Genomic DNA, 4,735 nt, shown 5'->3' on the forward strand with positions numbered 1-4,735 from the left:
AGCCGTGCAGCAGGCCAAGGACCTGCAGGCTGAGGCGGCGAAGCTGGCAGACCAAGCCGCCCAGCCCGGCGCCGACCCCGCGCAGATCGCGCCCGAAGCCCGCAAGGTGGCCCTGGCGACCGTGAAGACCGGCCGTCCGTGGAGCCAGTCCGCAGCCCTGGTCGCCCTGGCAGGCTCCGACGCGGACGCAACCGCCTACATCCGCACCGGCCGCAAGGAGGCCAGCGGTCAGGACGACCGTCAGGACGTCGAACACCTTGCGCTAGCCGCCGGCTCGGCCGACGTGCGAGCCGCCGCCGCCAAGACCCTCGACGGCGACGACTCGGCGGTGAGCGCGTTCCTGGCCACCGGCCAGTACGAGGCCATGAAGCAGGACATGCGCCTGTACATCGCCCGCACCATCGCCAACGCCGGACCGATCGAACAGCAGGCCGGCCGCACCACACTGAACACCGACACAACCGACGCCCTGCGCCAGTTCATCACCACCGACGACCCGCTGGCGCGCACTCAGGACGAACGCGTCCGCGCCGCCCAGCTCGCCGACACCAACAACAAGAGCAACGGCCCGCAGGTCAGGGCCGCCGCCCGCATCGCCCTCGAAGGCCCCTCCAGCCTGCTGCACGCCTTCATCACGGTCGGTCAGTACAAGGCCCAGCGGCAGGACCAACTGGGCGCCACCCATGAGGGGCAGATCCAGCAGCTGATCGCGCAGGCCGCGGGCATTGCCGCCACCGCACAGAAGAACGCGGCCGAAGCGGGCAGGGCAGCAGCCACCGCCGCCAAGGCAGCGGCCGAAGCCGAGGGCTACCGCAGGCAAGCCGAAGCAGCCGCCAACGACGCCCAGAAGTACGCCACCCAGGCCAACAACTACGCCAACCAGGCCGAACAATCCGCCAAGGACGCCGCCGCCTCGGCCAAAACCGCCCGCAACGCCCAGCAGAACGCCGAAAACGCCGCAGCCGCAGCCCTCACCTCCGCCACCTCCGCCCAGTACTCGGCCGACTCCGCACGCAGCTCCGCCGACTCGGCCTGGACAGATGCCCAGCAGGCCCGCACCTCCGCCACGGCAGCAGGCAAGGACGCCACGGCCGCCGCACAGGCCGCAACGGAGGCGTTCCACACGGCAGCCGTCAAGCGGCAGCAGGCCTGGACGCTGTTGCGGCAGCGGTACGAGGCCATGAAGGCGAGGAGTGCGCAACAGGATGACGACAGCAGCTGGATACCCGGCTGGCTCAAGGACGCCGCCAACACAGTCAGCCCCTATGCGAAGGCGCTCTGGGACAACAGCCCGCAACTCGCGGCTGACCTCATCGAGAGCGTTGGCGGCGCCTTCCTAGCGGACATGGGAATCACGGAGGGCATCGTAGGTGGAGGCGGTGGACTCTTCCTGTGCCCCGAGACACTGGGTGCCGGCTGCGTCGAAGCTGTTCTGGCGGTCAGCGGTGGTATAGCCGTGACCGGAAGTGGCCTCGGCCTGGCCAACGACGGCGTCCACCGCTTCAGCGACGACCTCAACCAAGCCCTCAGCGAAGCCCGGGAAGAAGGCAGTCCCGGACATGTCGTCGGGAAGGGCGACGATCCCCTGGTTCCCGAGCTGGTCGACGATATCAACGCCCGTTACCCCGGGCTCGTCCGGGCTCAGGGCGTGGACGTCGTCGGAGCGGACGGTAAAGTGCTCACGGATTTCGATATCGTGACTCAGAATGCCGTAGTCCAGGTCAAGTCAGGCTCCGGCAAGGGCGCCTTGAAGCAGGCTTTGAAAACGCAGGAATTGACGGACTATCCGGTGATCGTGTATCTCCCGCAAGCTCGCGGAAGTGTGATTAAGAGCCTCCAGCAGGCCGGTATCATAGTTACGCGCGACAAGAATGATCTGCTGGATATCTTGGCTCCGTAACCCAAATCCGGAACCAGGTGACCATCAAGATAGGAAGATCCATGCGTCCCACCATCGTCCTCCTCAGCCCTCCGGAGGATCACCAACGGATCGTGACTCGACTTCAGCAAGTCGGGGTCTACAGCAAGGGAACACTCCTCGATCGACTCGACAGAGGAGAGTGCAGCTTCGGTGTGGACGCGTCCGAAGACGTCCTAGGTGAGTTTGACGAAGCGGAAGTGGACGAAGTCCGCCACAGGATCGGCGATTTTCAAGCGATCTTGATCGAATATTCCGGGGTATCCTGCATTCGCGACCTATTGGGCGAAATAATTCAGGGTGTCTCGGGATTGCTGGATACTAATTTCGGCGAAATGGTCGAATACGAAGAGGTTCTGGCGCGCTTTCGCCGTGAACCTCTTTGGGACTGGCGCTCCGCAGCATCTGAGTGATTGCCGCATGTCGATGCGGTGACTTGGGGGCGTTCTCGGTCCGCCCGGCGGTGGCGCCGGGCGGCACCAGCACGTAGGCGACGGGCACGCTGTCGTCGCCCGGGGCGGCGCGGCGGGTGTGGGCCAGGTGGCAGGTGCGGCCCACTTCGAGCAGGGCGGTCGTCTTGCCGGTGGTGGCGGGGCCGGTGACGATCAGGGACGGGCGGGCGGTGACGTGTTGGTGGCGGCCGAGGATCATCAGGGTGCGCACACTGCGTGAGAGGGTTTCGATGGCCGGGGTGCGCACGGTGACGAACTGCGAGTGGTAGGCCAGGCGTTCCTCCGGCGAGCGGGGTGCCTGGCCCGGCTGCGGGGGTGTGGGCGGTGCGGCGTGGGCGAACCGGGCGAAGGCGTCGAAGGTGGTGACTGCCCCTGCGGATGTCTCCTCGGCGGGGGGCGTGGTGTCGGGGCTTCTCACCAGTGTTCGGCCTCCTCGAAGGCGTCGTACAGCGCGAATCGGGCCGGTGGCGGGGAGTCTTCATCACCGGTTTGACTGCCGTCATCGTCATCGTCATCGTCATCGTCATCGTCATGGGCGCGGGCTTGGGCGGCGTCGAGACTGTCCTCGGTGTCCTGGGCGGGGTGCTGAGCCGGCGGTGTCCCCGGCGGGGAGTCCGACGGCTGGGGCGGGGTGGCAGCCGCTGCCGTGCTCCCGGTCAGGGGGCGGCTGCGGCGCAGGACCTGGTCGGCGGCCTCCGCGAGGGCGGCCTCGTGTGCCTCGCGGCCTGCGCGCCGGCCCAGGGCGGCGCGGATGTGACGCCAGACGGTCTCGCCCATCGGGGCGTGGACGTGGTCGCGATGGATCCACGGGACCTCGTGCAGGTGTCCGTCGGGCAGGCGGATGTAGATCTGCCGCACGTCGTGCGGGTTGAGGTGGACCTCCCACTTGCCGCCGGGGCCGGTGGGGGAGGGGCGGCCGCGGTGCTCATTGAGGCAGGTGTGGTCGTAGGTGCGGTGGTTGATGCGGATGCCGCGGCCGGTGATGGGGTGGAAGCGCACGGGGAGCAGTTCCAGGTAGTCGGCGCCGGCCAGCGGCAGCGGCACGTACCCGGACGCGCCCAGCAGCGCGCCCCACATCTCGTTCGGGGTGAGGGCCTTCTTCGGCAGGACTGGATGGCGCAGGCCCTCGTGGGGGCGGTGCTGCCAGCGGGCGGTGACCCACTCATCCAGCAGGTCCTGCAACTGGGCCACGGTGAACCGTGCTTCGTCCTCCACCGCCTCGCCGCGCTCCAGGATGTGGGAGCCGGTGTAGCCGGCGATGTGCTGGGCGACGAGCGTGTTGATACTGCCGAAGGTCCGCTCGACGGCGCGGGCCGCTGCGATCCACTCGGTGAGTTTCACGTCGTTGCCCGCAGCCGGTTTCAGCAGGGCGGCGAAGCCGCCCACCAGATCAGCGATTGCGGTCATCTCCGGACACCGAGAGCAGCCCGAAGAAGTCCGCGCTGTTGCTGGGCCTGTCGATCTCCGCGTGACCGTGGCCCTGGCCGTACTTGGGAGGCGGCGTGCCGCCGCCCTGCATGACACTGGGCGGCAGGGGCAGCAGGACGACGTCATAGCGCTTGTCGTGGATGGGCCCTGTCGGACCGCCCGCTTTCTGCCGCGCCTTGAGGACGTCCCCGGGGTCGGTGGGAGGCCAGGGCGATTGCAAAGTTCGTTGATCGTGCGTTGGCGCAGGTCAGTTGATTCCGAGGACGGCCAGTGGCCGCTCGTAGGGGCGGAGGGCTGTCGTGCGGAGTGCGGCGGCGATGTTGGTGTGGCCGGCGGTGCGGAGTTGGTTGATGGCGAAGCTGCGCAGGGTGGCCATGTTCTCCGGGCTGTGCCCGGTGCGGATCTTGGAGGCGTCCTCGCGGAAGGCGGTGTCCCTGACGAAGTGGAGCCTGTTTTCGATCACCCAGTGCGCTCTCAAGATCTTCGCGATGCGTTCCGGGGATGCCTGTCGGCTGGTTAGGTCGGTGATGACGTAGACGGTCTCGCGGCTCTGCTTTCCGGTCTTGGTGTCGGTGCGGTGGCGTACGACCTTGGCGACCTGGGCGGCGTGGGGGAAGTCGACGCCGAGGTCGGTGACGGTCAGGGCCTGCACGACCCGGGTCTCCTTGCGGCCGTGGCCGGTGGTGCGGTCGTAGAACTTCGCCGTTGCCTTTTCCCAGGGCAGGGTGCTCAGCTGGGTGTAGAGGTTCTTCTGGTTGCGTTTCACGGTGAAGGCGTAGTGGGCCTTCTTCGTTTCGACGAGGAAGCGGGCGTGGCCGCGCTGGGTGTGCAGCGCGTCGCCGGCATCCTCGGCGCCGCCGCGCACCCGACCGCGGCCTGGGTGGCGCAGGCGGCGAAGAACCTCGTCATGGACCTGGAGGACGCGGGCTGCCGGGCC

4 protein-coding genes and 2 pseudogenes are annotated in these 4,735 nt (G+C 68.0%); 2 read left to right on the plus strand and 4 right to left on the minus strand.

The features are described 5' to 3' along the window. On the plus strand, positions 1-1,900 hold a 1,900-nt coding region (locus ACFYX0_RS46710), incomplete at its 5' end, for an ALF repeat-containing protein (protein WP_388981662.1). Positions 1,901-2,377: 477 nt separating this feature from the next. On the opposite strand, the pseudogene ACFYX0_RS46715 reads toward ACFYX0_RS46710, so the two are convergent. The 4 genes and pseudogenes from ACFYX0_RS46715 to ACFYX0_RS46730 form a co-directional block, all read right to left on the minus strand. Further along, positions 2,378-2,788, minus strand: a pseudogene (locus ACFYX0_RS46715) (ATP/GTP-binding protein); the annotation flags it as partial. Further along, positions 2,785-3,777 (minus strand): hypothetical protein, encoded by a 993-nt coding sequence (locus ACFYX0_RS46720; protein WP_388981665.1) that lies wholly within the window; start codon positions 3,775-3,777, stop codon positions 2,785-2,787. The gene ACFYX0_RS46720 and the pseudogene ACFYX0_RS46715, both read right to left, overlap by 4 nt. Further along, entirely contained in the window at positions 3,761-4,018 is a 258-nt protein-coding gene (locus tag ACFYX0_RS46725; protein WP_388981667.1) for a hypothetical protein, read from the minus strand. The genes ACFYX0_RS46720 and ACFYX0_RS46725 overlap by 17 nt, the downstream gene beginning before the upstream one ends. A gap of 27 nt (positions 4,019-4,045) precedes the next feature. Further along, positions 4,046-4,663 carry an ISAs1 family transposase gene (locus tag ACFYX0_RS46730; protein ID WP_388981670.1) on the minus strand — a complete coding sequence of 206 codons (618 nt, stop codon included), beginning with the start codon at positions 4,661-4,663 and terminating at the stop codon, positions 4,046-4,048. Here ACFYX0_RS46730 and ACFYX0_RS46735 point away from each other — a divergent pair. Then, positions 4,643-4,735: pseudogene (locus ACFYX0_RS46735) on the plus strand (integrase); the annotation flags it as partial. The gene ACFYX0_RS46730 and the pseudogene ACFYX0_RS46735 sit on opposite strands and share 21 nt — an antisense overlap.

The organism is Streptomyces sp. NPDC002573 (assembly GCF_042889625.1).
In the GTDB taxonomy this organism is placed as follows: domain Bacteria; phylum Actinomycetota; class Actinomycetes; order Streptomycetales; family Streptomycetaceae; genus Streptomyces; species Streptomyces gibsoniae.

Coding starts and splice junctions, on each gene's coding strand:
- ACFYX0_RS46720 (WP_388981665.1), bottom strand. CDS start 3,777: ATGACCGCAATCGCTGATCTGGTGGGCGGCTTCGCCGCCCTGCTGAAA.